This window comes from Nocardia asiatica NBRC 100129 (genome assembly GCF_000308415.1).
In the GTDB taxonomy this organism is placed as follows: Bacteria; Actinomycetota; Actinomycetes; order Mycobacteriales; family Mycobacteriaceae; genus Nocardia; species Nocardia asiatica.
The window spans coordinates 1-1,991 of sequence record NZ_BAFS01000274.1 but is presented as its reverse complement, the minus strand read 5'-3'; the positions used below and the strand labels follow the sequence as shown (position 1 = coordinate 1,991).

General features: G+C 71.5%; 3 protein-coding genes. All 3 read left to right on the top strand.

Annotated elements, in window-relative coordinates; translation table 11 throughout:
• A partial coding sequence (gene mshA, locus ON27_RS25990; RefSeq protein WP_043733350.1) for a D-inositol-3-phosphate glycosyltransferase occupies positions 1–1,100 on the top strand: 1,100 nt, incomplete at its 5' end.
• Positions 1,101–1,105: 5 nt separating this feature from the next.
• Positions 1,106–1,600, top strand: a complete 495-nt coding sequence (locus ON27_RS25985; RefSeq protein ID WP_043733348.1) for a type III secretion system chaperone family protein — start codon at positions 1,106–1,108, stop codon at positions 1,598–1,600.
• Between the two features lie 67 nt (positions 1,601–1,667).
• Positions 1,668–1,991: ROK family protein (locus ON27_RS25980; protein WP_043733345.1), on the top strand; the 324-nt coding region annotated here is incomplete at its 3' end.

Sequence of the window (1,991 nt, the reverse complement as noted above, 5' to 3'; positions counted from 1 at the left end):
ACGATCTGGTGCACTCGCATTACTGGCTCTCCGGTCAGGTCGGCTGGCTGGCTCGGGACCGGTGGCGGGTGCCGCTGGTGCACACCGCGCACACACTGGCCGCGGTGAAGAACGCCGCGCTGGCCGAGGGCGACTGCCCTGAACCGGCCACCCGCGAGATCGGCGAGAAACAGGTGATCGCCGAATCCGATCGGCTCGTCGCCAATACGGCCGAGGAGGCCCGCCAGCTGGTCGAGCTCTACGGGGCCGACCCGGAGCGCATCGACGTCGTACCGCCCGGCGCGGACCTCACCCGATACCGCCCCGGTGACAAGGCTGCCGCCCGCGCGGCGCTCGGCTTGGCCGCCGACGAGCAGATCGTCGCGTTCGTCGGCCGGATCCAGCCGCTGAAGGCGCCCGACGTGCTGGTGCGGGCCGCCGCCGAGGTGTTGCGGGCCGACCCGGAGCGTCCGCTGCGCGTGCTGATCGTCGGTGGGCCGTCCGGCAGTGGCTTGGACCGGCCCGACGCGCTGATCGAGTTGGCCGCCGAACTGGGCATCGCCGCGCGCGTCAGCTTCCTGCCCCCGCAGCCGCCGCAGCGGCTGGTGCAGGTCTATCGCGCCGCCGACCTGGTGGCGGTGCCCAGCTACAACGAGTCCTTCGGTCTGGTCGCGATCGAGGCGCAGGCCAGCGGCACCCCCGTGCTGGCCGCCGAGGTCGGCGGGCTCGGCACGGCCGTGCGGCACGACGTGTCCGGCCTGCTCGTCCCGGGCCACCGCACCGCCGACTGGGCGAACGCGCTGCGGCGCCTGCTGGACGATCCCGATCGGCTGCGCGCGATGGGCGAGCGAGCCGTCGCGCACGCCGCCAATTTCTCCTGGGCGCACACGGCCGACGGGCTGCTCGCCAGCTACGCCGCCGCCCTGGCCGGTTTCCGCGCCGATCGCTCGGAGTTCGGCGGGCGCGGACTGGCGCACAGCGTCGTCCGTGACGACGCCTACGACCGGGCTGCCGCCGACCGGACTAACCTGGCCGGAGAACGGACGGCGGCTCTGCTCGCCGAGAGCAGCCAGGCCAGATCGCGGGCGCTGTGGCGGCGCCGGATGGGAGTACGCCGGTGAACGAGGTGCAGGCGACCGCGCAGCTCATCGACGACACGCTGCGCGACAGGGAGATCGAGTACACCCGGCCGGACGCGGAGACCTTCGTCGTCGTCCTGCCCGGCGAGCGCAAGCTCAAGACCACGGTGATGCTCACGGTGGGCAAGCACGGGGTCCGCGTCGAGGCGTTCGTGTGCCGCAAGCCGGACGAGAACTTCGAAGGCGTCTACAAGTTCCTGCTGCGCCGCAACCGCAGGCTCTACGCCGTCGCCTACACCCTCGACCGGGTCGGCGACATCTACCTGGTCGGCCGGATGTCCGCGCACGCCGTCACCCCGGACGAACTGGACCGGGTGTTCGGGCAGATCCTCGAGGCCGTGGAGGCCGACTTCAACGTGCTGCTGGAACTCGGTTTCGCCGAATCCATTCGGCGGGAATGGAAGTGGCGCGTCTCGCGCGGCGAGTCGTTGCAGAATCTGCGCGCGTTCGAGCATCTGGTCGATTCCGCCGACAAGCCCTAACCGGTCGCCGGAACCGGCCCGCCGGGTGACAATCGCGGGTGGCTCGGATCGGTGAAGGGATACGGCGTTGGCGATTCTCGCTCTGGACATCGGCGCGACGAAGTTCGCGGCCGGAGTGGTGCGCCCCGGTCCCCAGGTGCGCGAGGTACGCCGGGTGGATGTGCCGGACACGGGCGTGTGGGACGCCTGTCGCGCGCTGCTGCTGGAGGTGGCCGGGCGGGAATCGGTCAGCGCCGTGGGGATCGGCGCGGCCGGGCCGGTGGACGTGCGATCGGGCGTCACCGGTCCGTTGAACATCCCCGAATGGAAAGCGGGATTCCCAATCGTCGCCGCGGTGCGTGAGCTGTTTCCCGCTGCCGCGATTCGTTTCGCCATCGACGGCGCCTGCCTC